Origin of the sequence: Streptomyces sp. NPDC059696 (assembly GCF_042733745.1) — a bacterium.
In the GTDB taxonomy this organism is placed as follows: domain Bacteria; phylum Actinomycetota; class Actinomycetes; order Streptomycetales; family Streptomycetaceae; genus Streptomyces.
Genome location: NZ_JBHWFG010000028.1, coordinates 90,769 through 115,315, shown reverse-complemented (window position 1 = coordinate 115,315; position 24,547 = coordinate 90,769). Strand labels below are relative to the sequence as shown.

General features: G+C 72.2%; 22 protein-coding genes. 15 read left to right on the top strand and 7 right to left on the bottom strand.

Annotated features, from left to right (window positions below):
* The 5 genes from ACFV20_RS27340 to ACFV20_RS27320 all read left to right on the top strand — a co-directional run.
* Window positions 1-974, top strand: a 974-nt coding sequence (locus ACFV20_RS27340) for a DUF3459 domain-containing protein (RefSeq protein WP_385660823.1), incomplete at its 5' end; no start/stop codon positions are given.
* On the top strand, window positions 971-2,689 hold the full coding sequence (gene treS / locus ACFV20_RS27335; RefSeq protein ID WP_385660820.1) for a maltose alpha-D-glucosyltransferase: 1,719 nt from the start codon (window positions 971-973) through the stop codon (window positions 2,687-2,689). The genes ACFV20_RS27340 and treS, both read left to right, overlap by 4 nt.
* 28 nt (window positions 2,690-2,717) lie before the next feature.
* Complete coding sequence (locus tag ACFV20_RS27330; RefSeq protein ID WP_385660818.1) at window positions 2,718-4,088, top strand: maltokinase; 1,371 nt, start codon at window positions 2,718-2,720, stop codon at window positions 4,086-4,088.
* Between the two features lie 3 nt (window positions 4,089-4,091).
* Complete coding sequence (glgB, locus tag ACFV20_RS27325; protein ID WP_385660815.1) at window positions 4,092-6,299, top strand: 1,4-alpha-glucan branching protein GlgB; 2,208 nt, start codon at window positions 4,092-4,094, stop codon at window positions 6,297-6,299.
* 120 nt (window positions 6,300-6,419) lie between these two features.
* Window positions 6,420-7,508 carry a glutamate--cysteine ligase gene (locus ACFV20_RS27320; protein WP_385660812.1) on the top strand — a complete coding sequence of 363 codons (1,089 nt, stop codon included), beginning with the start codon at window positions 6,420-6,422 and terminating at the stop codon, window positions 7,506-7,508.
* Between the two features lie 27 nt (window positions 7,509-7,535).
* Here ACFV20_RS27320 and ACFV20_RS27315 read toward each other — a convergent pair whose 3' ends face one another.
* Complete coding sequence (locus ACFV20_RS27315; RefSeq protein ID WP_385660809.1) at window positions 7,536-7,769, bottom strand: DUF6480 family protein; 234 nt, start codon at window positions 7,767-7,769, stop codon at window positions 7,536-7,538.
* Window positions 7,770-7,920: 151 nt separating this feature from the next.
* Here ACFV20_RS27315 and ACFV20_RS27310 point away from each other — a divergent pair, with 151 nt between their 5' ends.
* Together ACFV20_RS27310 and ACFV20_RS27305 are read left to right on the top strand one after the other, a co-directional pair.
* On the top strand, window positions 7,921-9,819 hold the full coding sequence (locus tag ACFV20_RS27310; protein WP_385660806.1) for an AMP-dependent synthetase/ligase: 1,899 nt from the start codon (window positions 7,921-7,923) through the stop codon (window positions 9,817-9,819).
* 117 nt (window positions 9,820-9,936) lie between these two features.
* Entirely contained in the window at window positions 9,937-10,371 is a 435-nt protein-coding gene (locus ACFV20_RS27305) for an ATP-binding protein (protein ID WP_385660804.1), read from the top strand.
* 38 nt (window positions 10,372-10,409) lie between these two features.
* Here ACFV20_RS27305 and ACFV20_RS27300 read toward each other — a convergent pair whose 3' ends face one another.
* On the bottom strand, window positions 10,410-10,781 hold the full coding sequence (locus ACFV20_RS27300) for a PRC-barrel domain containing protein (RefSeq protein ID WP_385660801.1): 372 nt from the start codon (window positions 10,779-10,781) through the stop codon (window positions 10,410-10,412).
* Window positions 10,782-11,127: 346 nt separating this feature from the next.
* On the opposite strand from ACFV20_RS27300, the gene ACFV20_RS27295 reads away from it, so the two are divergent.
* The 8 genes from ACFV20_RS27295 to ACFV20_RS27260 all read left to right on the top strand — a co-directional run bounded on the left by ACFV20_RS27295 (window position 11,128) and on the right by ACFV20_RS27260 (window position 20,624).
* Window positions 11,128-11,529: an STAS domain-containing protein gene (locus tag ACFV20_RS27295; RefSeq protein ID WP_385660798.1), complete on the top strand. Its 402-nt coding sequence runs from the start codon at window positions 11,128-11,130 to the stop codon at window positions 11,527-11,529.
* A 265-nt stretch (window positions 11,530-11,794) separates the two neighbouring features.
* Window positions 11,795-12,682: an STAS domain-containing protein gene (locus ACFV20_RS27290; protein ID WP_385660796.1), complete on the top strand. Its 888-nt coding sequence runs from the start codon at window positions 11,795-11,797 to the stop codon at window positions 12,680-12,682.
* Complete coding sequence (locus tag ACFV20_RS27285; RefSeq protein WP_385660793.1) at window positions 12,679-13,101, top strand: STAS domain-containing protein; 423 nt, start codon at window positions 12,679-12,681, stop codon at window positions 13,099-13,101. Before ACFV20_RS27290 ends, ACFV20_RS27285 begins: the two co-directional genes overlap by 4 nt.
* A complete protein-coding gene (locus ACFV20_RS27280; protein ID WP_385660835.1) occupies window positions 13,101-13,541 on the top strand; it encodes an anti-sigma regulatory factor in 441 nt (146 codons plus the stop codon). Before ACFV20_RS27285 ends, ACFV20_RS27280 begins: the two co-directional genes overlap by 1 nt.
* Window positions 13,541-14,902: a SpoIIE family protein phosphatase gene (locus ACFV20_RS27275; RefSeq protein ID WP_385660790.1), complete on the top strand. Its 1,362-nt coding sequence runs from the start codon at window positions 13,541-13,543 to the stop codon at window positions 14,900-14,902. Before ACFV20_RS27280 ends, ACFV20_RS27275 begins: the two co-directional genes overlap by 1 nt.
* On the top strand, window positions 14,899-16,620 hold the full coding sequence (locus ACFV20_RS27270; protein WP_385660787.1) for a PP2C family protein-serine/threonine phosphatase: 1,722 nt from the start codon (window positions 14,899-14,901) through the stop codon (window positions 16,618-16,620). The genes ACFV20_RS27275 and ACFV20_RS27270 overlap by 4 nt, the downstream gene beginning before the upstream one ends.
* 310 nt (window positions 16,621-16,930) lie before the next feature.
* Window positions 16,931-18,298: an NAD(P)/FAD-dependent oxidoreductase gene (locus tag ACFV20_RS27265; RefSeq protein ID WP_385660784.1), complete on the top strand. Its 1,368-nt coding sequence runs from the start codon at window positions 16,931-16,933 to the stop codon at window positions 18,296-18,298.
* Window positions 18,299-18,383: 85 nt separating this feature from the next.
* Window positions 18,384-20,624 carry an FUSC family protein gene (locus ACFV20_RS27260; RefSeq protein WP_385660781.1) on the top strand — a complete coding sequence of 747 codons (2,241 nt, stop codon included), beginning with the start codon at window positions 18,384-18,386 and terminating at the stop codon, window positions 20,622-20,624.
* Window positions 20,625-20,682: 58 nt separating this feature from the next.
* On the opposite strand, the gene ACFV20_RS27255 is transcribed toward ACFV20_RS27260, so the two are convergent.
* The 5 genes from ACFV20_RS27255 to ACFV20_RS27235 form a co-directional block, all read right to left on the bottom strand.
* Complete coding sequence (locus ACFV20_RS27255; RefSeq protein ID WP_385660779.1) at window positions 20,683-21,117, bottom strand: hypothetical protein; 435 nt, start codon at window positions 21,115-21,117, stop codon at window positions 20,683-20,685.
* 28 nt (window positions 21,118-21,145) lie between these two features.
* A complete protein-coding gene (locus ACFV20_RS27250; protein WP_385660777.1) occupies window positions 21,146-21,982 on the bottom strand; it encodes a DUF1206 domain-containing protein in 837 nt (278 codons plus the stop codon).
* 253 nt (window positions 21,983-22,235) lie between these two features.
* Window positions 22,236-23,093: an ANTAR domain-containing protein gene (locus tag ACFV20_RS27245; RefSeq protein ID WP_385660774.1), complete on the bottom strand. Its 858-nt coding sequence runs from the start codon at window positions 23,091-23,093 to the stop codon at window positions 22,236-22,238.
* Window positions 23,094-23,203: 110 nt separating this feature from the next.
* Window positions 23,204-23,464 (bottom strand): DUF5133 domain-containing protein, encoded by a 261-nt coding sequence (locus ACFV20_RS27240; RefSeq protein ID WP_385660772.1) that lies wholly within the window; start codon window positions 23,462-23,464, stop codon window positions 23,204-23,206.
* Between the two features lie 31 nt (window positions 23,465-23,495).
* Complete coding sequence (locus tag ACFV20_RS27235) at window positions 23,496-24,356, bottom strand: SigB/SigF/SigG family RNA polymerase sigma factor (protein WP_385660769.1); 861 nt, start codon at window positions 24,354-24,356, stop codon at window positions 23,496-23,498.
* Between the last annotated feature and the right edge of the window lie 191 nt (window positions 24,357-24,547).

Genomic DNA, 24,547 nt, shown 5'->3' with positions numbered 1-24,547 from the left:
CGCCGAAGAAGTACCAGGACATCTATCCGATCGCCTTCGACGCGGACATGGACGGTCTGGTGGCGGAGACGGTGCGGGTGCTGCGGCACTGGATGAGCGCCGGGGTGCGGATCTTCCGGGTGGACAACCCGCACACCAAGCCGGTCGTCTTCTGGGAGCGGGTGATCGGCGAGGTCAACCGCGCCGACCCCGATGTGATCTTCCTGGCGGAGGCGTTCACGCGGCCGGCGATGATGCACACCCTGGCCCAGATCGGCTTCCAGCAGTCCTACACCTATTTCACGTGGCGCAACACCAAGCAGGAGCTGACGGAGTACCTGACGGAGCTGTCGGGTGAGGCCGCCTCCTACATGCGGCCGAACTTCTTCGCCAACACCCCCGACATCCTGCACGCCTACCTCCAGCACGGCGGCCGGCCGGCTTTCGAGGTGCGGGCGGTGCTCGCCGCGACGCTGTCGCCCACGTGGGGCATCTACTCCGGCTACGAGCTGTGCGAGAACACCCCGCTGAAGGAGGGCGGCGAGGAGTACCTGGACTCGGAGAAGTACCAGCTCAGGCACCGCGACTGGGACAACGCCGAACGCGAGGGCCGCAGCATCGTCCCGCTGCTGACCCGCCTCAACACCGTCCGGCGGGAGCATCCCGCGCTGCACCACCTCAGGAACCTGCGCTTCCACCACACCGACAACGACGCGCTCCTCGCGTACAGCAAGCGCAGCGGATCCGATGTGGTCCTGGTGGTCGCCAACCTCGACCCGCACCACACCCAGGAGGCCACGGTCTCGCTGGACATGCCGCAACTCGGCCTGGACTGGCACGCGTCGGTGCCGGTGCGCGACGAGCTCACCGGCGAGACCTACCAGTGGAGCAGGAACAACTACGTGCGGTTGGAGCCGGGGCGGGCTCCCGCGCACGTCTTCCACGTCCAGTCCCCGCCCGCCGCGCACGCGAACGGAGGGACAGGAACGTCATGACCGTGAACGAGCCCGTGCTGGACACCTTCGAGGACACTCCCGCCAGGGACCGTGACCCGGACTGGTTCAAGCGCGCCGTCTTCTACGAGGTGCTCGTCCGCTCGTTCCAGGACAGCGACGGCGACGGAGTCGGCGACCTCAAGGGCCTCACCTCCAAGCTGGACTACCTCCAGTGGCTGGGGGTCGACTGTCTGTGGCTGCCGCCGTTCTTCAAGTCGCCGCTGCGCGACGGCGGTTACGACGTCGCGGACTACACGGCCGTCCTGCCGGAGTTCGGTGACCTGGCCGACTTCGTGGAGTTCGTCGACGCCGCCCACCAGCGGGGCATGCGCGTCATCATCGACTTCGTCATGAACCACACCAGCGACCAGCACCCGTGGTTCCAGGAGTCGCGCAAGGACCCCGACGGGCCCTACGGCGACTACTACATGTGGGCCGACGACGACAAGGGCTATCCGGACGCCCGGATCATCTTCGTCGACACCGAGACCTCCAACTGGACCTTCGACCCGGTGCGCGGCCAGTACTTCTTCCACCGGTTCTTCTCCCACCAGCCCGACCTCAACTACGAGACCCCCCGCGTGCAGGAGGAGATCCTGGCCGCCCTGAAGTTCTGGCTGGACCTGGGCATCGACGGATTCCGGCTGGACGCGGTGCCCTATCTCTACGCGGCCGAGAACACCAACTGCGAGAACCTGCCCGCCACGCACGCGTTCCTCAAGCGCGTCCGCCGCGAGATCGACGCGCAGTACCCGGACACCGTGCTGCTCGCGGAGGCCAACCAGTGGCCCGAGGACGTCGTCGACTACTTCGGTGACTACGCCAGCGGCGGCGACGAGTGCCACATGGCCTTCCACTTCCCGGTCATGCCGCGCATCTTCATGGCCGTACGCCGTGAGTCGCGCTACCCCGTGTCGGAAATCCTCGCCAAGACGCCGGCCATCCCCTCGGGCTGCCAGTGGGGGATGTTCCTGCGCAACCACGACGAGCTCACGCTCGAGATGGTCACCGACGAAGAGCGCGACTACATGTGGGCCGAGTACGCCAAGGACCCCCGCATGCGCGCCAACATCGGCATCCGCCGCAGGCTCGCCCCGCTCCTCGACAACGACCGGCACACCATCGAGCTGTTCACCGCGCTGCTGCTGGCCCTGCCCGGCTCGCCGATCCTGTACTACGGCGACGAGATCGGCATGGGCGACAACATCTGGCTCGGCGACCGCGACGCGGTGCGCACGCCGATGCAGTGGACACCCGACCGCAACGCCGGCTTCTCCACCTCCGACCCCGGCCGCCTCTTCCTGCCGGCGATCATGGACCCGGTCTACGGCCATCAGGTGACCAACGTCGAGGCGTCGATGTCGTCGCCGTCGTCGCTGCTGCACTGGACCCGGCGCATGATCGAGATCCGCAAGCAGAACCCGGCCTTCGGACTCGGCTCGTACACCGAACTGCCCTCCTCCAACCCCGCGGTGCTGGCGTTCCTGCGGGAGTACGAGGACGACCTGGTCCTGTGCGTCAACAACTTCGCGCGGTTCGCACAGCCCACCGAGCTGGACCTGCGTGAGTTCGCGGGGCGGCACCCGGTGGAGCTGTTCGGCGGGGTGCGCTTCCCCGCCATCGGCGAACTGCCGTACCTGCTGACCCTCGGCGGCCACGGCTTCTACTGGTTCCGGCTCACTCGAGTCGCATCCCGCATCGGCCGGCGACTGTGAGCCTGCGCCGAGACAAGGAGGCGTGACCATGCCGAAGACCGCATCCCTGCGCCCGGACCTCCCGCGCCTGGCCGAGCCCATGGAGTCGCTCGGCGGGCTGCTGCGTGACTGGCTGCCACGGCAGCGCTGGTTCGCGGGCAAGGACCGGCCCGTCACCGAGCTCGGCCTGCTGTCGATGACCGAGCTCTTTCCGGGCTGTCTGCATCTGCTGGTCCACGCCGGTCACGCCGGCCACATGGGCGTGCCCTCGCCCGGCGGGGCTCCCCCGGCCGGCGACTGCTACCAACTGCTGCTCGGCGTACGCGAGCGGCCGTCGCCGCGACTGGGGCGGGCCCTCATCGGGCGGGTGCAGGACGGGCCGCTGGCAGGTCTGACGGTCTACGACGCGCTGCACGACCCCCGCTCGGCCCAGCTCCTGCTGGACCGGCTGCGGCAGCCGGGCACCGCCGGTCCCCTGCGCTTCGACTGCGACCCGGACCAGCCGGTGCCCGCCGGGCTGGTGCCGCGGCTGCTGGACGCCGAGCAGTCCAACTCCTCGCTGGTGTACGGCGACGAGTACATCCTGAAGGTCTTCCGGCGCATCCAGCCGGGCGTCAACCCCGACCTGGAGGTGCCGGGCGCGCTGGCCCGCCAGGGCTGTCACCGCGTTCCGGCGCCCGTGGCCTGGTTCCAGACGAGGCATCCGTTCACGGCCACCCTCGGCGTGCTCCAGCCGTATCTGCAAGGCGCCTCCGACGGCTGGACGCTGGGGCTGAACGCACTGGCCGCGGGCGACGACTTCACGGTCCAGGCCCGGGCGCTCGGCGCGGCCACCGCGGAGGTGCACCTCGCGCTGGCGTCGGCGTTCCCCGTCGGCGGGCCCGGGGAGAACGGGCAGACGGCGGCCGCGATGACCGAGCGGCTGGACGCCGCCGCGCACTGCGTGCCCGCGCTGCAGCCGTACGTGCCCGGTCTGCGGACCGCGTTCGCCGCCCTCACCAGCTGCGATCTCGGGCCGCCCGCCCAGCGCATCCACGGCGACCTGCACCTCGGTCAGGTGCTGCGGGCCGGACGCGAGTGGTTCGTCATCGACTTCGAGGGTGAGCCGTCCCGGCCGCTCTCCGAACGGCGCAGCGCCCACTCCCCCGTACGGGACATCGCGGGGATGCTGCGCTCCTTCGACTACGCCGCCCGGCAGCGCCGCCCCTGGCGCCCGGAGTGGGCCCGCCGCTGCCGCGAGGCCTACTGCGCGGGCTACGCCGCCCGCGCCGGCTGGGACCCCCGCAAGAAGCACGGACTGCTCCGCGCCTATGAGACGGACCGGGCCGTGTACGAGGTGCTGTACGAGGCACGGCACCGCCCCGACTGGCTGCCTGTACCGATGGCGGCGATCGAGCGCCTCGCCGTGAGAGGAGACTGAGCCGTGGCCCTGCGCGACACCTCAATCCCGGAGCCGTCCGGCCCGGTCCCGAGCACGACAGCGCCCGCACTGAGCCCGGAGGACCGCGGGCGCCTGCTGGCGGGCGCCCACCACGATCCGCACGCGCTGCTGGGCGCCCACCCGGTGCCCGGCGGGATCGTGTTCCGGGCGCTGCGCCCCTTCGCCCGCGCGGTGAGCGTGGTGATCGGCGGCAGGCGCACGGCCCTCGTCTCGGAGGGCGACGGCCTCTTCTCGGGCGTGCTGCCGCTGGACGCGATCCCGGCGTACACGCTGCATGTGGCGTACGACGAGGGCGAGCAGGAGACGCCCGACCCGTACCGCTTCCTGCCCGCGCTCGGCGAGCTCGACCTGCACCTGATCCGCGAGGGCCGGCACGAGCAGCTGTGGCAGGCGCTCGGCGCGCAGCCCATGACCCACGAGGGCGTGAGCGGCACCCGGTTCACGGTGTGGGCGCCGAACGCGCAGGGCGTGCGGGTCGCCACGGACTTCACCCACTGGGACGGGACGCAGTTCCCGATGCGGTCCCTGGGCGCCTCGGGCGTGTGGGAGCTGTTCCTGCCGGGCGTCGGCGAGGGCACCGCCTACAAGTTCGAGATCCACTCCCGGTACGGCCACCGCTTCCTCAAGGCCGACCCGATGGCGCGGCGCTGCGAGGAGCCGCCCAACACGGCGTCGATCGTGACGGCCTCGCACTACGAGTGGGGCGACACCGAGTGGATGGCGCACCGCGCCGACACGCCCGTGCACGAGGCGCCGTTCTCGGTGTACGAGGTGCATCTGGCGTCCTGGCGGCCCGGGCTGACCTACCGCGAACTCGCCGAGGAACTCCCGCGGTACGCCAAGGACATGGGCTTCACGCACATCGAGCTGATGCCGGTGGCCGAGCACCCCTTCCACGGGTCCTGGGGCTACCAGGTCACGGGGTTCTACGCGCCGACGTCCCGGCTGGGCACCCCGGACGACTTCCGGTTCTTCGTCGACGCCTGCCACCGGGCCGGTATCGGCGTGATCATGGACTGGGTGCCGGCGCACTTCCCGAAGGACGACTGGGCACTGGCCCGGTTCGACGGGGAGCCGCTGTACGAGCCCGGTGACGACCGGCGCGCGGAGCACCCGGACTGGGGCACCTACGAGTTCGACTTCGGCCGCACCGAGGTGCGCAACTTCCTGGTCGCGAACGCCGTGTACTGGTGCGAGGAGTTCCACATCGACGGGCTGCGCGTGGACGCGGTCGCCTCGATGCTGTACCTGGACTACTCGCGTGAGGACGGCCAGTGGGAGCCCAACGCCTACGGCGGCCGGGAGGACCTGGCGGCCATGCGGTTCCTGCAGGAGATGAACGCGACGGTGTACCGGCGGGCCCCCGGGGTGGTGACCATCGCCGAGGAGTCCACCGCCTGGGGCGGGGTGACCCGGCCCACCGACACCGGCGGGCTCGGCTTCGGCCTGAAGTGGAACATGGGCTGGATGCACGATTCGCTGGAGTACATCGCCCACGAGCCGGTGCACCGCAAGTACCACCACCACGAGATGACGTTCTCGATGGTGTACGCCTACAGCGAGAACTACGTCCTGCCCATCTCCCACGACGAGGTCGTGCACGGCAAGCAGGCCCTGGTGTCGAAGATGCCCGGGGACTGGTGGCAGCGGCGCGCCACCCACCGGGCCTACCTGGGCTTCATGTGGGGCCACCCCGGCAAGCAGCTGCTGTTCATGGGGCAGGAGTTCGCGCAGGGAGCCGAGTGGTCGGTGGAGCACGGCCCGGAGTGGTGGCTCCTGGACGACGGGTACCACTCCGCGGGCGATCACCGGGGTGTGCTCGACCTGGTCCGTGACCTGAACGCCGTGTACCGGGCGACGCCGGCGCTGTGGCAGTGCGACACCCGCCCGGAGGGCTTCCGGTGGGTCGCGGTGGACTCGGCCGACGACAACGTGTTCGCGTTCCTCCGGTTCGACGCCGAGGGGAGTCCGCTGCTGGCGGTGTCGAACTTCTCCCCCGTCGTCCGGCAGGACTACGGTCTGTGGGTGCCGGGTGACGCCGTCGCCTGGGAGGAACGCCTCAACACCGACGCCGCGCGTTACGGCGGCAGCGGCGTCACCAACCCGGGTCCGGTCAAGCCGGAGGACGGATGTGTCCGGATCACGCTGCCTCCGCTCGCCACGGTGTGGCTGACGCCGTCCGCCGTGTGAAGTCCGCTGAAGTCCCGCGGCCCCACCAGGTGTCCTGTCCGCCTGGAGGGGCACTGGGGGTCGTACCACCGGGAGCACCCGGTGGTACGAGGCGGCAGGGCACAGAAGGGCGGGCATCAGGTGCGCACCGTGGGAGTGGAGGAGGAACTCCTCCTGGTCGATCCGGAGACCGGGGAACCGCGGGCGCTGTCCGCAGCGGTGCTCGCCCGGGCCGAGAAGGACGACGCCGGCCAGGACGTCTTCGAGAAGGAACTCCACGAGCAGATGCTGGAGTTCGCCACGCATCCGCAGGCGTCCATGGAGAGCCTGGGCGAGGAGATCGTCCGCTGCCGCAAGGAGGCCGCCCGCCACGCGGGGGAGATCGGCTGCACGGTGGCGGCGCTCGCCACCTCACCGCTGCCGGTCAGCCCCGCCGTCAGCGTCAGCCGGCGCTACCGGTGGATGGCGGAGCAGTACGGCATCGCCACCCAGGAGCAGCTCGTCATGGGCTGTCACGTGCACGTGTCGGTCGAGTCGGACGACGAGGGCGTCGCGGTCGTCGACCGGTTGCGTCCGTGGCTGCCGGTGCTGCGGGCGCTCAGCGCGAACTCGCCGTTCTGGCAGGGCAAGGAGACGGGGTACAGCAGCTACCGCAGCCGGGTGTGGCTGCGCTGGCCCTCGGCCGGGCCGACCGAGGTCTTCGGCTCGCCCGAGCGGTACCACCGTCTGATCGCGGACATGGTGGCCACCGGCGCCCTTCTGGACGAGGGGATGATCTACTTCGACGCGCGGCTGTCCCCGCGCTACCCGACGGTGGAACTGCGCGTGGCGGACGTGTGTCTGCAGTCGAGTACGGCCGTGCTGGTCGCCACGCTCGTCCGCGGGCTGGTGGAGACCGCCGCGCGCGAGTGGCGGGCCGGCCGTGAGCCGCTCGACCACAGTGTGAGCCTGCTGCGGCTGGCCGACTGGCAGGCCGCCCGGGCCGGACTCACGGGCGAGCTGCTGCACCCCGCGACCATGCGGCGCATGCCGGCCGAGGCGGTCGTGCGTGCCCTGCTGGAGCACGTCGAGGAGGCCCTCGACGGCACCGGGGACCTGGAGCGGGCCCGCGCCGCCTGCGAAGAGCTGCTGCGCGAGGGCAACGGCGCCCAGGTGCAGCGCGCGCTGATGGAGCGCACGGGCAGCCTGCGGGACGTCGTCACCGAGTGCGTCCGCCGCACTCAGGAGTGAGGCGTCCCGTCGGTCGCGGGCCGGGGGTCAGAGGATCAGGACGAGGGCGTAGGCCAGGAAGAACGCCGCGATCAGCACCGCGAGGACGATGATCACGGTCATCGGGCCCTTGGACCAGCCCTTGGCCGGGTTGTGCGTCTCCCGGGGCAGGGTCTCGGGCATGCTGCTCTCGGCGGGCGGGGTCTCGCCCGGCGGCACGCCGCCGCCGGGTTCCAGACCGGTGGTGCGTTCGGGTTCGGGATCGGGACTGATGTGAGTCATGCCGTCCGGGTCCCCCGATCACGGCGAGATCACCAGGGTGTCGACTTCCGTATTTTCCGACCCCGAAGGGTTCCGACTCGACTACATTCGAGCACCGCCGATGACGGTACCCGTCGGCAATGTCACACGACGTACATGTCAGGAGCAGTGCATGCCCGACCTCGCCCTCGCTCCCCCTGCTGTGGCGCCCCTGACCGGCGGGCTCGCCGACAGCGTCTTCGAGACGGCGGACCGCGAACCGACCAGGCCGCTGCTCGCCCGGCGGGCCGACCCCGCCTCCTCGGTCTGGGAGGAGGTCACGGCCATCGAGCTGCGCGACGACGTGGTGGGCGTGGCCAAGGGCCTGATCGCCTCGGGGATCGCGCCGGGCCACCGGGTGGCGATCATGGCCCGCACGCGGTTCGAGTGGACGGTCCTGTGCTACGCGCTGTGGGCGGTGGGGGCCGAGGTCGTCCCGGTCTACCCGACGGCCTCGCGCGACCAGGTGGAGTGGATCCTGCGGGACGCCGGGTGCGTGGCCGTGGTCGTCGAGGACGAGCAGGGCGTCATGACCGTCGGCTCGGTGTGCGCCAAGCTGCCGCTGCTGCGGCACGTGTGGCAGCTGGACGCGGGCGCCCTCGCGCAGCTGGCGGCGCAGGGGGAACTCGTCCCGATCGCCACGGTCGACTCGATGCGCCGCATCGTGCTGCCGGACTCCACCGCGGTCATCGCCTACACCTCGGGCACCTCCGGCCATGCCATGGGCTGCGCGCTCAGCCACCGCAACCTGGCCGCCCCCTGCGACACCCTGCTCGCGGGCTGGGGTCACACGGCGGCGCCGCGCGGGGAGCAGGGCTCCGTGCTCGCGTTCCTGCCCTTCTCCCACGTGTACGGGCTGATGATCCAGGGGCTGTGCGTGCGCGGTGGGCTGCTGATGGGCCACCAGGCCGACCTGGGCGGGGAGGCGCTGGCGGCGGCGCTGCGCTCGTTCCGGCCCACGTACCTCTACGCGGTCCCCTCGATCCTGGAGAAGATCTACAAGAACTTCCTGCGCACGGCGCAGCAGGCGGGGCACGGCGCGCTGTTCGAGCGGGCCGCGGACACCGCCCGGGGCTTCGCCGCGGCCCTGGAGCGCCAGCGGCTGGGCCGTGGCCGCGGCCCCGGCTTCGACCTGCGGCTCCAGCACGCCCTGTACGAGCGCACGGTGTACCGCAGACTGCGGGCGGCCCTGGGCGGGCGGGTGCAGCGGGCGACGTCCGGCGGCTCCCCCCTCAGCCGTGACCTCTCCCTGTTCTACGAGGGCATCGGCATCTACGTGCACGACGGCTACGGCCTGACGGAGACCGCCGGCGGGGTGACGATGCAGCCGCTCGGCCGGGAGAAGTCCGGGACGGTCGGTCAGGCGCTGCCGGGGACGGAGATCCAGGTGGCCGAGGACGGGGAGATCCTCGTGCGCGGGCCGTCGGTGTTCCAGGGGTACGTGGGCGACCAGGCCGCCACCCGGTCGGCGCTGCGCGGTGGCTGGCTCGCCACCGGGGACCTCGGGCGGCTGGACTCGGAGGGCTACCTGACGATCACCGGCCGCAAGAAGGAGATCATCATCACCAGCAGCGGCAAGAGCGTCGCCCCGCTGGCCCTGGAGCAGCGGCTGCGGATGCATCCGCTCATCCACCAGGCGGTGGTCGTAGGGGACAACCGGCCCTGCGTCGGAGCCCTGATCACGCTGGATCCGGACTTCCTGGCCCACTGGCGGGCCGGGCTGGCGCTGCAGGGCGAGATGCGGGAGGCGCGGGAGGAGAACGCGCTGCACGAGGAGGTCGCCCGGGCCGTGGCCGCGGCCAACAGCGTGGTGTCGCCCTCGGAGTCGATCCGGGTGTTCCGGGTCCTGCCGGAGGCGTTCGACGTGACGAACGGTCTGCTGACGCCGTCGATGAAGCTGCGCCGGGACGAGATCGTGCGGCACTACGCTTCCGAGATCGACGCGATGTACCGGTCCCGCAGGCGTCCCGCGCGGCCGGGTGCTCAGGACGAACCGTCGAGCTGGGAGGATTCCGACAATGTGTTCCGCTGAGCGTGCGGCCGGACGCGTAGGCCACGTCCCCTCGGGAACACGCAACAGTGGCGACGCAAGAGAAAGGACGACAGCCCTGACGACAGCCCTAGCTGACGCCCGGGCCGGAAAGGCGATATGTCAACCGAGCCGCGTGGGGACGACGCCCTGACCTCCGAGGAGATCCCGAGCCGCACGAACAGCTTCGTGGGCGAGCCGCATGATGTGACAGGTGCGCGCTTGGCCGCGGAGGAGTTCCTGCGTGATCTGGCACGCTCCGCCCCGCCCTCTGCCCCCGAGTACTGGGACGACATCCTGCTGGTGGTGACGGAACTGGCCGCCAACGCGGTCCAGTACGCGCCGGGTCCGTTCGCGCTGCGGATGCGCCGGACCTTCGACGGGGTGCATGTCGTGTTGCGCGACACCAGCACCACCGAGCCCGCCCCTCGCCCCTTCGATCCGCGCAGCGGCGGCGGGGGCATCGGCTGGCACCTGATCCACACGCTGTGCGACCAGGTCAGCGTGGTGGCCGACGACCGGGGCAAGGACGTACACGTGTTCATGCCCTGGTGAGCCGGGAGCGTCACGGGCGCGTCGCGCCCGTGACCGGCTCAGACCGTGGCCGTCTCGCGGGGCGGCAGCCGGTCGTAGTAGTCACCCACGGCCCGGAGGTACTCCGGGTCCCTCGTCTCACTGTCCGTCTGGAAGCGGGGAGCCGCCTTGGCATCCGCCCTGCTGCACGCCAGTGTGACCTTCCTCCCCTGCGTGTCGATGCCGGTGACGACTCCGGCCGGCACCAGGACGCTGCGGCCGAACACCCAGACGCCGGTGTCGACGACCAGGTGCCGCATGTCGTGCGGGGCGGCCTCCCGGTCCACGTGCCCGATCGTGCCGTCCGTCGCGGCGACCGCGAACCCGGTCAGGTCCTGCCCCTCACGGTGACCGCTGTCCGGCGCGTACGACCAGATTGTGTCGATGGCCACGCTGTCCCATCCTCCCTGGCGATGCTGATCGCGATTCCTCCGGCGGACGCGCCCGCGCCCGCCTCGTTCCACACCAGCAATTACCCTCCTGCCGCAAGCACATTCGGCGCACACACCTGCGGCCGCGCGGGACTTCCGGCGACCCGTCCCCGGAGAAGTTCGGACGAGGAGGCATGGAGGGTGGTTTCCGGGGTAATCGCGGGGGCGCGGTGACATCCGAAGCCCGTCAGCGAAGGGAGGCGCGTGAGAAACGGCATTCGAGTCCGGGGAACGACCGGGATCCCCCCGCACCGCGGTCATCCCCAGGGGTGACCAGCCCAGGCCGTAGCACTTGTTGGAGGTATCCGTGCCCCTCGCCCAGAATCCGCTGTCCGTGGAAGTCGAGCTGCCCCGTGAGGACGTGGCCCTGATCACGGTCGACGGCTACCTGGACGTCGACACCGCGACCGAGTTCCAGGCCCATCTGGCCAACCAACTCCACCACGGCCGACGGCACTTCCTGCTCGATCTCTCGTCCGTTCCCTTCATGGACTCTTCCGGGATGAACATCATCCTGCGGGTGTACCAGGAAACCCGTAAGACCGGGGGCAGTGTGCACGTCATCAGTCCCACACCGGCCGTGCGGCGCATCCTCGATCTGACCGGCGTCAGCATCACCGTGCCCATATCGGAGAGTGTCGACGAGGCCCTGACCCGTGTCGACCAGGGGCCGGAGCACCCCCAGGAGCCCGGGGAAGAGAGCGTCTGACGATCACAACGTCCCCTCGGGCCCGGCGCCGGAGATGCCCGGCGGCCCGGTCCCTCGCTCCGCCCTGCCCGGACCACGGCTCACCCCTCGCACCCCGGCGACGGCGGCCCCAACCGCCGTTGTCCCGGCACCGGATCGCTTGCGCCGGAGCCGGTGTCGTACGAGGTCGGCGCATGGTTAGAGTTGTCGCCCGGCAAGTGTCACATCGCCGTCTCGTTGCCAGAAGCGGGCTCGGTCGACGCAACGCGGATGAGGAGAGAACCAGGTGCCGGAGCACGAAGCGGACGGTCAGCTCGCGACGCCCACCCACGAGGTCAGGGACTTCCTGCACCGACGGCGTGAGCAGATCGCCCAGCGGTGGGCGGACGAGCCCCTGTTCCGCGCCGTGTTCACCGTCTCGCGCGACGAGGCGGTGGAAGCGGGCAAGGCCGTCGTGGACGCGCTGGCTCAGGTGGCCGACTCCGGGCAGGTGGAGGATCCCGACGCCGCCGGGTTCAGCGGCGTGCGGGAGCAGCTGGGCCGGATGGGGGCGGCCCGCTCCCGTGCCGGGCTGAGCAACACCCAGGTCTCCAGCGAGCTGGCCGCTCTGCGACCGCCCGTGGAGAACCTGCTGGTGGCCGATCTGACGCAGGCGTCACCCGAGCACCTGCGGGCGTGTTCGACCGCGCTGACCGTGCTGATGGGGACCCTGCGCCTGGTGGCCATGCAGACGGCGCTCAGCGAGTGGCAAGCGCTCAGCGACCGGCAGCGGCTGCAGCTGATGGAGGTGGCCACGCCCGTCATCCGGCTGTGGGACGGGATCGTGGCGGTACCGCTCATCGGCACCCTCGACAGCGCCCGCAGCCAGATCGTGATGGAGACGCTGCTGAACGCCGTCGTCGAGCAGCACGCCCGGTTCGCGATCCTCGACATCACCGGCGTCCCGACGGTCGACTCGCTGGTGGCACAGCACCTGATGAAGACGGTCGCCGCGGCCCGCCTCATGGGCGCCGAGTGCATCGTCTCCGGTATCCGCCCCGCGATCGCCCAGACCATCGTGCACCTGGGCCTGGACCTGGACGTGATCACCCGCGCGAGCCTCGCCGACGCGCTGGGGTACGCACTGCACCAGCTCGGCGCGGACATCGTGAACTCAGGTGCGGGTTCGCGGTGAACGACGCACATCCCCGACCCGTGACCGGCCATGTGCCGGTGCTCCGGCTCGGCGACGTCCTGCTGGTCACGCTCCAGGGGGACCTGCACGACAGCACGGCACAGCAACTCCAGCAGGACCTCTCGGAGACCATCTCCCGTACCGGGGTGCACGGGGTCCTCATCGACATCTCCGGAGTGGAGATCGTCGACTCCTTCCTCGGCCGGGTGCTGGCCGAGATCGCCGCGCAGTCCAAGCTGCTGGCCGCGCGCACCGTGGTGGCGGGCATGCGTCCGGCGGTCGCCATCACGCTGGTCGAACTGGGTCTGACGCTGCCGGGGCTGAGCACCGCGCTCAGTACGGAGGCGGGCGTGGAGCTGCTCACGCGGCCGGTCCCGGCGGCCCGTCGTCCCGGCAGCCCGCGTCAGGAGAGTCCGTGATGCACACTGCCTCGGGCGTGGAGGCCTGCCTGCCCATCCGGTCGGACATGGACCTGGTGTGGGTGCGACAGCACGTACGGCAGGCCGCTGCCCGGCTCGGCTTCGGACTGGTGGACCAGACCAAGCTCATCACCGCGGCCAGCGAGCTGGCCCGCAACACCCTGGTGCACGGCGGCGGCGGGCAGATGCAGGTGACTCAGGTCGGCGGCGCCGGTGCGCAGGGGCTGCGGCTGGCCTTCACGGACGAGGGGCCGGGCATCGCCGACCTCGACCTGGCGCTGAGCGACGGCTACACCTCGGGCAGTGGTCTGGGGATGGGGCTGAGCGGCGCGCGGCGCCTGGTGCACGACTTCGACATCGACACCACGCCGGGCTCGGGCACCACGGTGCGGGTGACGTGCTGGGTGGGCCGGCCGCCGCGTCCGCGCGAGGAGGCCTGATGCCACGCGTGTGGGACGTGCCGGTGCACGACTCGACCCGGGTGCGCGACGCCCGGGTCGCGGCGGAGGACGCCGCCGCGCTGGCCGGGCTGGACGAGCGGCGTACCGCGGCGGCCGGGCTGGTCGCGACCGAGCTCGCCACGAATCTGCTGAAGCACGCCGAGGGCGGTCAGGTGCTCGTCGACGTCGTCGCGGCGCCGGTGCTGCGGGAGGGCCGGGCGGACGCGCGGGTGGTGCAGATCGCCGCGGTCGACCACGGCCCGGGCATGCCCGACGTGACCGCGGCGCTGCGCGACGGCTTCTCCACCTCCCGTTCCCTGGGCGCGGGCCTCGGCACGTGTGCGCGCCTCTCCGACGACTTCACCCTGCACAGCGTCCCGGGCCGCGGCACGGTCGCGGTGGCCCGGGTGAGCTCGGCACCACGCGGCATCGACGGTCCGGCCGGTCCCGGGGGCCGGGTCACCGCCGCGGGACAGTGGCCGGGCGGCACACCGCCGTTCGGCACGGTGACCTGCGGCGGTCTGACGGGCCACGCGGCGGCTCCGGCCGGCTCCGGCCCGCGTGCCGGTGCCCTGGCGAACGCCACCCCCCACGGGACCGCACCGGCCCACCGCCCCGCCGAGACCGGCACACCGGCGGACCACCCGGCCCGTGCGCCGGAGCCGGGGCACCGCCCCACCGAAGCCGGCCCTCCGTCGAACGGCCCGGCCCGTTCGACGGAGGCGGAGCAGAACCGTTCCTCGGCCGTGTCCGAGGTGCGGGCCGGCGGGGTGAACATCCCCTACGGCGGAGCCGAGTACTCGGGGGACGCCTGGGCGTGGGTCCGGGCCGGGGACCGGGTGACGCTGATGCTGGCGGACGGGCTCGGGCACGGGCCGGAGGCCGCCCGGGCCTCGTCCGCCGCGGTCACTGCCCTGCACCGCTGGGCCGGCCTCTCCCCCGCCGACGCGCTGTGGCGGCTGCACGACGCGCTGCAGGGCACCCGCGGCGCCGCGGTCGCCCTGGCCCAGCTCGACCTGACGGCCGGGCGGCTGCGGTTCGCCGGCGTCGGCAACGTCGGGGCGCGGCTGCGCACCGGCGGCACCTGGCGCCCCCTGCTGTCACGGCCCGGCATCGTCGGGGTCCACCGGCACGGCAGCCTCCAGGAGGAGGAAGCCGCCTGGGTGGGCGACCCCGTGCTGATCCTGCACACCGACGGCCTGCCCAGCCGCTGGACGCCGCCGTCCGACCCCGGTCTGCACGAGGCCGACCCGGCCGTGACGGCCGCTGTGGCGATACGTGACGCCAGCAGTCCCGCCCGACCCGTGCGGGACGACACCGCCGTGGCCGTGCTGACCTCGAACCCGCCGGAACGCCCATGATGCGCACTTGGCAGATCACCACCGTCACCGACGCGGCCCGCGCCCGCATCTCGCTCGCGCGCCTGGCCGCCGCGTACGGTGTGCCCACCGTCGAACGGACCCGGCTCGCCGCCGGTCTCAGCGCCCACCTGCGGCAGTGCCTCACCAAGGGCGGCACCTGGCGTCTCACCACGGACCTGGCCGGCTCCCCCGCGCAGGAGGGCCTGCTGCACGTCACGGTGACCCCGTCGCCGGAGGCGTGTGCCACCGGCGAACCGCTGTGGGAGGTCACCGTCCCCTGCCCCGAGTCGGCCGAGGCCGCCGAGGACGGCACCGTCGCCGACGACCCGGCCGCCCTGTCGGAGGCGCTGCTCGGCGCCGACGAGGACACGGCCGTCGTGCTGGAGAAACTCTCCGAGCAGGAGGACCTGGTCCTCTTCCACCGCGAGGAGCTGCACCAGACCAACCAGGGCGTCCTGGCGCTGCACGCCGAGCTGGACGCGGCCGGACGGGCCCAGCGGGAGGCCTTCGCGGCCGAGCGCAGTGCCCGCAACGAGGCGGAGAGCGCCCGGCGCAGGCTGACGTTCCTCGCGGACGCGAGCGCCGTGCTGACGGCATCGCTGAACCACGAGGAGATCGTGCGCCGGCTGCCGGACCTGCTGGTGCCGGAGTACGCGCGCAGCGTGGACGTCTGGCTGTTCGACCACGAGGAGGATCACCGGACGGCGCGTCCGGCGGCCGCCGTGGTGGCGGCCCGTACCGGGCGGCCCCAGTACGCCGCCGACCATCCGGGCAACCTGCCCGGCGTCGACGACCAGCCGCCGTCGGCCCTGGACCCGGGACGGCCGCTGCTGTGCGTGCCGCTGCCGACGCGCCGGACCCCGCTGGGGGTCCTGATGCTGTCACCCCCCGGGGAGCGCTGGGACCCGGACGACGCGGTGATGCTGATCGAGCTCACCCGGCGGGCCAGCATCGCGATCGACAACGCCCGGCGCTTCGAGCACAACCGCGACATCGCCGAGACGCTGCAGCGGGCCCTGCTGACGGATCTGCCGACCACGCCGGGCCTCAGCCTGGCGGCACGGTACCTTCCGGCCACCCACGGGCTGAACATCGGCGGTGACTGGTACGACGCGTTCCCCCAGCGGGACGGCGGCCTGATCACCGTCATCGGGGACGTGACCGGGCACGGGCTGCACGCGGCGGTCATGATGAGCCAGCTGCGCACCGCGCTGCGGGCGTACGCCGTCGACGGCGACAGCCCGGGCCGGCTGCTGACGCGTCTGCACCGGTTCCTGCACCATCTCCAGCCGGACCTGTACGCCACCGCCGTCATCGCCCGGTTCCACCCGGACGAGCCCACCCTGACCTGGGCCGCCGCGGGGCATCCGCCGCCGGTGCTGCGGCTGCCCGACGGCACCGTGCGCACCCTCGACGCCAAACCGGGTGCGATGCTCGGCATCCCGCTCACCCAGGAGATCGCCGACCACACCGAGGAGCTGGAGCCCGGCTCGACGCTCGCGCTGTACACGGACGGACTGGTGGAGCGGCGTGCGCAGGGCATAGACCCGGGCATCGAGCGGCTGGCCACGGCGCTCGGCGGGTTCCGGTCGGCGGAGCTGGACGCCGACCTGGAGGGTTCGGCCGACCGGCTGCTGCATCCGCTGCTGAGCGATTCCGAGCGGGACGACGACGTGTGCCTGCTGCTGTGTCATGTCCAAGGCCGCATGGAGTCCTGACCGGCTGGAGTCCTGACCGGGCGGAGTCGCGGCCGGGCGGAGTCGCGGCCGGGCGGAGTCGCGGCCGGGCGGAGCCGTGGCCGGGTGGCCTGACGGAGGGTCCGGCCTGCCCGGTGGGCACGTGTTCTTCACTCCCGCCCGGTGCTTTTCGGCCACGGTGCGGGCATGGTGGTGATCGACGCGTTCGTCTGCCTGCCGCGTCCGACTGGCGTGCCGGCCGGACACACGATGGGATCGAAAGGGTGCGAACCAGCGATCCAGGGGCAGTCGGAAGGCGTTCGAGGCAGACCGCCTGGAGCCGCAGAAAGGGATGAACACCGTGACACGACCCAGGATCCTGGTGGTTGGCGCAGGCTTCGCCGGCGTGGAGTGCGTCCGCCGTCTGGAACGGAAGCTCTCCCCGGACGAGGCCGACGTCACTCTGGTGACGCCGTTCGCCTACCAGCTCTACCTGCCGCTGCTCCCCCAGGTCGCCTCCGGCGTGCTGACGCCGCAGTCGATCGCCGTCTCCCTGCGGCGCAGCAAGAAGTACCGCACGCGGATCATTCCGGGCGGCGCCATCGGCGTGGACCTGCAGTCCAAGGTCTGCGTGATCCGCCAGATCACCGACGAGATCGTCAACGAGCCGTACGACTACATCGTCCTGGCGCCCGGCAGCATCACCCGGACCTTCGACATCCCGGGGCTGACGGACTACGCGTTCGGCATGAAGACGCTCGCCGAGGCGGCGTACATCCGTGACCACGTCATCTCGCAGCTGGACCTGGCCGACGCGAGCCACGACCCCGTCGAGCGGGCCTCGCGGCTGCAGTTCGTGGTGGTCGGCGGCGGTTACGCGGGCACCGAGACCGCGGCGTGCCTGCAGCGGCTGACGCACGCGGCGGTCAAGCGCTACCCGCGGCTGGACCCGGGTCTGATCAAGTGGCACCTGATCGACATCGCGCCGAAGCTGATGCCCGAACTCGGCGACAAGCTCGGCAGCAGCGCGCAGGAGATCCTGCGCCGGCGGGGCATCGAGATCTCCCTGGGCACCTCCATCGCCAAGGCCGGCCCCGAGGAGGTCACCTTCACCGACGGGCGGGTGATCCCGACCCGCACCCTGATCTGGACGGCCGGCGTCGTCGCCAGCCCGCTGATCGCCACGCTGGGCGCGGAGACCGTCAAGGGGCGGCTCGCGGTGGCCCCCGAGATGAACCTGCCGGGCGAGGACGGGGTGTTCGCGCTCGGCGACTCGGCCGCCGTGCCCGACCTGGCCAAGGGCGACGGGGCCATGTGCCCGCCCACCGCGCAGCACGCCCTGCGGCAGGGCAGGCACGTCGCCGACAACGTCATCGCCTCCCTGCGCGGCCAGGCGATGAAGCCGTACGTCCACAAGGACCTCGGGCTCGTCGTCGACCTCGGCGGCACCGACGCGGTCTCCAAGCCGCTGGGCATCGAACTGCGCGGGCTGCCCGCCCAGGCCGTGGCCCGCGGGTACCACTGGTCGGCGCTGCGCACCAACGTGGCCAAGACGCGGGTGATGACCAACTGGCTGCTCAACGCGGTCGCCGGTGACGACTTCGTACGGACGGGGTTCCAGGCCCGCAAGGCCGCGCGGCTGAAGGACTTCGAGTACACCGACGCCTATCTGACTCCGGAGCAGGTGCGGGAGCGGGTCGGGGGATCCCGGCCGGAGTAAGCACCGGGCCGGGCGGGAGCTTCCGCTCGTGGCATGTCATGCTGAGATACGGATCTTGGTGTGAGTCGGGAGAGAGTGCGGCGGCGTGAGGGCAGCGGGACGCGCGGTGCGGGCACGACTGCGGGACCGGATCGCGGCGTCCGACCCGGGTCTGCTGCGTCTGACGGCCGGGCTGCGGACGGTCGGCGCGATCGCACTGACCGTCGCCGTGCTCTCCCTGTTCGGCGCCGACGTGCACATTCTGGTGGCGGGGGCCATCGCGGCGATGGTCGCTACCTTCGCCATCCGGGAGAAGCAGCTCGGGCCTCAGGCCGTGACCCTGGCGCTGGGGCTTCCGGTGGCCCTGGCCTCGGTGTCCCTGGGGGCGGTGCTGAACACGCGGGTCGTGGTCGGTGACGCCTTCTTCGTCGTCCTGATCTTCTGCGCGGTCTACGGCCGCCGGTTCGGCGACCGGGGCACCGCGCTGGGGCTGATCGGCTTCCAGGTCTACTTCCTGTCGCTGTTCGTCGGCGCCACCGTCGAGACGCTGCCCGAGCTGTGCGGTGCCATCGCGCTGGCGTTCTGCTCCAGTGCCCTGATGCGCTTCGCGGTCGTGCCCGCGACGCCCACGGGTGTGCTGCTGCGGCTGCGCCTGGCCTTCCGTGCCCGGCTGGCCCAGCTGGTGTCCGCGCAAGCGGACCTCCTCGACGCCCCCGCGGAGGAGATGGACAAGGCGCTTGAGGCCGTGCGCGAGGGCACCGCCCGGCTCCACGAGACGGCCATGATGATCCAGGGGCGGCTGGAGGAGGGCACTCCGGACGAGGCGGCGGCGCGGCTGGTGCAGCGCAGGATCGCGGACGCCGAGATCGCCGCGGAGCGGCTCGGTCTGCTGCTGCTGACGGCCCGCACCGCCGAACGGGCCGACACGCTGACCCTGCATCTGCCGGGCGCGCCCGCCCCGTCGCTCGCCGAGCCGCGGATGCCGGACGAGGCGGGCGCCACGCTGCGCCGCGACCTGCGGGCGCTGCACGCCCTGGTGCTGAAGGCCGGCAGCGGCGAGACGGGCACCGGTCTGGCCCATGTGCGCAACCGGCTCCTCGGCTACCGGGACGAGGAGAACCTGCCGCCCGCGTCGGCCGCCCTCCAGGACGTCTTCCGCGGGATCGGCGAGGCCGCCCGTGCCGTGATGGGGCTGCGGATCGCCCTGGACGGCCCGCAGGACGAGTCGGACGACACCCCCGCGACGGCACGCTCCCGCGAGGAACTGGACGCCGAGGACGCCGCGATCGACGGCGGCGGCGAGGACGCGGCGCAGGAGCAGACCGGTCTGCGGCGGCCCACCACCCGTGCCGCGGTGCAGGTCGCCGTGGGCTCCTCGCTGGCGATCATCGGGGGCGAGCTGCTGTCCACGCAGCGCTGGTACTGGGCCGTGCTGACGTGCTGGATCGTGTTCATCAACACCGCGTCGACGGGCGAGATCCTGGTCAAGGGATACCGGCGGCTGCTGGGCACGGTGTTCGGCGTGGTGGCCGGAATCGTCCTGGCGGGCCTGGTCGGCAAGCACACCTGGACGGCGTTCGCCCTGGTCCTGGTGCTGGTCTTCGCGATGTTCTACTCGGCGCCGCTGTCGTACACGCTGATGTCGTTCTTCGTCACCGCGATGCTCGGGCTGCTGTACACGCTGCTGCACACCTACAGCCTCGACGTGCTGGTGCTGCGCATCGAGGAGACGGCTCTCGGCGTGGCCTGCGGGGTGGTCGCGGCGGCGCTCGTCCTGCCGGTGCAGACGGACCGCCGTACGAACGAGCTGCTGGAGACCGTGCTGGAACGGCTGGCCGAGGTCACCGAGGCGGCGGTCGGTCAGCTCAGCGGCGGGCCGGCGGACGAGCTGCTGGACCGGGCGCGCGACCTGGACCAGGCGCTGGCCGATCTGCGGGCCGCCACCCAGCCGCTGACCCACCCGGTCACGCCGCTGCGGACCCGCCGCAACACGGCCCGGTACGTGGTGGCGCTGCTGGAGACGTGCGCGTACCACGCGCGGACGCTGGCGGCGACCGCCGAGCTGCTGCCCACGCACCCCTCGATCGCGGCGGACCCGCGGCTGCGCGGGGCCGCCGGGCGCACCGTGCGCAACATCGAGGCCATCGCCGCCCGGGTCGCCGACGAGCACGCGGACACGCGGGTGGAGACCGGGCCGAGCATCGCCTCCCTGCTGGGCTCCGACGCCGGCACGCCGCGCTACGGGCGCATCACCGACCGCGTGCTGCGGCATCTGGAGCGGCTGGACGAGGCGGTGGTCGGCCTCGCCCGACCGCTGGACGTGCCCGTGGCGGCCCCCAAGGGGTGATCCCCGGGAGCCGGGACCGCCAGGGGTGAGGCCCTGGGGGCCCGGCAGCCGCTGACCGTCAGAAGTCCGTGGGGAGGCCGCTCACCTCGGCGATGCCCCGCAGCTCCTCGGTCTGCTGGTGCCGGTCCCGGATGTAGTCGGCGATCTCGCCGAGGCGGATCGGGTCGGCGGCGGTGGTGGCGTCCGTGACGATCCGGACCGGACCGGTGTCGTCGACGTCGAGTTCGACCACTTCGTTGTCCAGGCGGCCGGTGACGGCGGTGGCGATGACGAGGGCCACCTCGTCACGGACCTCCTGGGGCAGTTCGTCGTCGGACCCGGAGTCGAGCGCGAAGTCGAGGCTGGACAGGCGTTCCTCTTCGATCGCCTCGAGGACCGGTTCCACCGCGCGCATCAGGAGGCGGTAGTCCTCGGTGTCCATCCGGATGCGCAGGAGGTCCAGGTACATGTCCACGGGCCGGCCATCGCCATGCGGAATCTCGGAATCGCTCATGGGCGTCGTGTTCCCCGAAGAACGCGGCTCAGACGCGCCGCCACCGGGCCATGGCGAAGGAGAACAGCCCGAAGAGCACCAGCCCCGCCGCGACGGCCACCAGCAGCCAGGGGCCGAGCGGGGTGTCGGCGAAGGTCCGCAGGGTGTCGTCCAGGCCCTTGGCCTTGTCGGGTTCGTAGTCGACGGCCGCGCGGACGGCGAAGACACCGGCCACGGCGAACACGAGCCCGCGGGCCGCTCCGCCGCCCACGCCCGTCACGTCCACCAGCTGCCGTGTCCGGTGGCTCATCTGTCCCAGCCGGAGCTTGTCGTGGTACTTGCGCAGCACCGCGCGCACGGCGATCCAGCCGCCGGCCACGACGACGCCGATGCCCGCGGCGCCCACCAGCCACTGGCCGCCGGGTATCTCCAGGGCCCTGGCCGTGGCGTCCCGGGACTGCTGGTCGCTGGATCCGCCGCTCTGGTGGCGGCTGGCGGCGAACATCAGCACCGAGTAGGCGACGAAGACGTAGAACGCGCAGCGGACCGTCGCCATCAGCCGCTTGCGTGCGCTGCGGCCGTCCTTGCCGACCGAGCCGAAGAGGGCTTCGGACAGCCGCCACAGGGCCATGCCGACCAGCCCGATGCCCAGCGCCCACAGCAGCACCGCGCCGAACGGCTTCTGCGCCAGTTCCTGCAGCGCTCCCCCGCGGTCGGCCTGCCGGCCGGTGTCGCCGAAGGCGATCTGCAGGGCCAGTGCTCCGACGAGTAGATAGATCACGCCCCGGGCGGCGAAACCCGCCCGTGCCGCCCCCTCGGTCACCGAACCCCGCGCCATCCGCCGGGCCCGCAAGCGACCGCCTTGTGCCATCGCACTCGTGTTCATGTCGACCTCCCGGGAATCCGGATGCCCCCGGGCGGCGCCGACACACCCGCACAACCCCCGGACCAGGGGGTTCCGTTTCGGCGCCCCTGTCGTGGACTCGGGACGACGAACGCGGCCGCGGCTTCCCCCAGGCGCCGCCCCGTGCCCGGGCTCGGAACCACCGCGCATGCGGCTCCCTCCAGGCGCCGCCCCATGCGCGGGCTCGGAACCACCGCGCACACGGCTCCCTTCCGGCGCTGCCCCCCGCGTGGGCTCACGAGCGCCGCAGCCGCGTGCCGTGGGCGGCGCGGCCGAGGGTGTGCAGGTGCTCCAGGGCGTCCAGGACGACCGTGCGGTCGTGCCAGGCGAGCCAGCGGCCCGCCTCGCCTCCCACGGTGTCCAGGGCCTTGGTCTGGGCCGGCGTCAGTCCGTTCAGGGGCCGGTCCAGATGGGCCGAGACCATGCCGACGCACAGGCCGGACGCCGTCGTCAGGGGCACGCTGTGGCAGGCCCGGCTGCCCGCCGCGAGGATGGCCCGCCGGGCCGGTTCGGTGAACACCGGGTCGCTCTCCACATCGCGCACGGTGACCTGGGCGAGGTCCCGGGCGGCCCGCGCACAGGATGTGCCGTCCTCGCCGACGTGGGCGAAGAAGTCGACGAAGTCGGCCGTGAGGCCGGTGTGCTCCTCGATGTTCAGTCCGCCCCGCACCCGGTCGGTCAGCTGCACGTTGCCCATGTCGGTGCCCACCACGGTCAGGGTGGAGCCGAGGACGGCCTTCAGGACGGCACCGCGGCTGCCGGCCCCGGACCGGTGCGCCCGGGTGAAGGTCAGCTCGGGTTCCGGCCCGCGTACCCGGCCCGGGAACCACGGGGCGTCCCGCGCCTCGGGGCGCGGCGCGGTCACCAGCGTCCCCGCCAGGGTGCGCAGCTTGACGTTGTACCGCTGGGACGCCCGCTGCAGCAGTGCGAAGGCGCTTTCGGCGTCGGGCAGTGCGTACCTTTCCTGCAGGATGCCCTGCGCCTGAGAGATCAGCGGGCGCACCCGGACACGGGCCCGCAGGTCGCGTACCTCGGCGCGCAGACGCTCCAGCTCGCCGTCGCCGGCGGCCGCCCCCCGCCCCGTGGTGGACATGGAACTCCTTGGGTGTCGGTGCCGTGGCACGAAGGGGCCCGGCCGCGGCTCGCGCCGTCGGCCGGGCCCTCGTTCGGCCTCGTTCCTCCCGCCGCTCAGCGGCGCGGGGTTCAGGCGGGTTCGGTGACCGCCATGCGCGGCCCCGCCGTCGGCGCGGCGGGTTCGCGGACCGGTGCGGGTGCGGTCGCGAGCCACTGGTGAGCGGCCTCGAGGGCGCGCTCGACGGTCCGGGTGCCGGTGGACACGCACAGCGTGTACGCCAGGTCGCGTACCCGGGGGTTCTGCTCCGCCGGTCCGCCGGTGGCTTCGGCGGCCAGGGCCTCGTACTCGTCGACGAGCCGGCGCAGCACGGCGGGGTGGGGCCTCAGCATGGTGGGTCTCGCTCCTCGTGATGTGGGGTGGTCAGGCTGTCGTGGAGGGGCCGGTCCCCCGGTTGCCCGTCCGCTGCCCCAGGACCTCGTCGCGCACCCGGGCGCAGCTGCGGCTGATGAGGCGGGAGACGTGCATCTGGGAGATGCCGAGGTGGTCGGCGATGCGGCTTTGGGTCATGTCCTCGAAGAAGCGCATGTAGAGGATGGCCCGTTCGCGTTCCGGCAGGCGGCGCAGGCCCTCCTTGGCGGACTCGCGGTCGACAACGACGTCGTAGGACGAGTCGGCCGCGCCGAGGGTGTCCGCGAGGCTGTAGCCGTCGTCGTCGGCCGAGAGCTCGGCGTCCAGCGACAGGGTGCTGAAGCTGTCCAGGGCCTCCAGCCCGGCATTGACCTCTTCCTCGGTCAGGCCGGTGTGGGTGGCGAGGTCCGCCACGGAGGGCTCGGGGCTGCCCGGGTTCTGGGTGAGTTCACGGCGTGCCACCCGCACCTTGTTGCGCAGTTCCTGCACACGGCGGGGCACGCGCAGGGCCCACATACGGTCCCGGAAATGCCGCTTGACCTCGCCGGTGATGGTGGGGACGGCGTAACTCTCGAAGGCACCCCGGCTCGGGTCGAACCGGTCGATGGCCTTGACCAGACCCAGGGCGGCGACCTGCCGCAGGTCCTCGATCGACTCGCCGCGGTCGCGGAAGCGGCCGGCGATGCGGTGAGCCATGGGCAGCCACAGGGTGACCAGTTCGTCGCGGACGGCCTCCCGTTCGGGGCCCTCCTCCAGTTCGGCCATGCGGGCGAACAGGGCGGCGGTGTCGGGGGCGTCGTCGTGACGCCGCCGGGATACGGGGGTCGTCGTTTCGGGCGTGCCGGGACGATGGGTGGGCGTTTCGATGAGCATGCGGATTCGCTCCTGAACGGTGGTTTCAGGGACTGACCGCGGGATGGACGCCGCCCGGATCGCCTGGAGGCCTCCGGGGCGGTCATACCGCTCCCGCTGGGGCGCCTCCGGTCCGAAGCACGAATGTGCGTCTGCCCTGCACCCGGGGGAGCAAACTCCGCTTTGCACAGCAATCTGTCCGACGCCGGCTG